The 606-nt window shown below is 65.7% G+C and carries 1 protein-coding gene; it reads right to left on the bottom strand.

Annotated elements, in window-relative coordinates; translation table 11 throughout:
* The coding region (locus EN935_RS39310) for an ATP-binding cassette domain-containing protein (RefSeq protein WP_245489188.1) at positions 1–534 on the bottom strand (534 nt) is incomplete at its 3' end.
* Between the last annotated feature and the right edge of the window lie 72 nt (positions 535–606).

A 606-nucleotide genomic window follows, 5' to 3' on the forward strand; every position in this document is an offset into this window, starting at 1 on the left:
GTAAATCTCCTCGCGCGCGCCAACATCGACACCAACCGTCGGCTCGTCGAGCAGCAGCACGCGCGGCCGCGGCTCGTTCCATTTGCCGAACACGACCTTCTGCTGGTTGCCGCCGGACAGGTTCTTCACAAGGGTCAAAGCGCCTGGCGCCTTGACGGCCAGCCTGCGCATCGCGGCATTGGCGTGCTCGCTCGCCGAACGGCGCTGCAGCCAGCCAAGGCGCGAGAAATAGGGCAACCGGGGCAAGGTCAGGTTGCGCTCGATCGAATGCTCGAGAACCAGGCCCTGGACATGCCGGTCCTCCGGCACCAGCGCAATGCCCTGTCGTATTGCCGCTGCCGGATCGATGCCCTTCAGCGAAACGCCGTCGAGGCTGGCCTCGCCCGATTGCACCGGCCGCAGGCCGAAGATCGTTTGCAGGATTTCGGTGCGTCCGCTGCCGATCAGGCCTGCGAGGCCGTGGATCTCGCCGCTGCGCAGCGCAAGATCGGTCCGGTCCAGCCTGTCGTTGCTGACATCAGTCAATTCGAGCACGGGTTTTTCGGCTGAACCATGCCGAGCCGGCGGCGCGCTTTGCCCGGCTGTCGCACTGTCCGCCTTCAGAAC

This window comes from Mesorhizobium sp. M7D.F.Ca.US.004.03.1.1, from assembly GCF_003998635.1.
Taxonomy (GTDB): Bacteria; Pseudomonadota; Alphaproteobacteria; order Rhizobiales; family Rhizobiaceae; genus Mesorhizobium; species Mesorhizobium loti.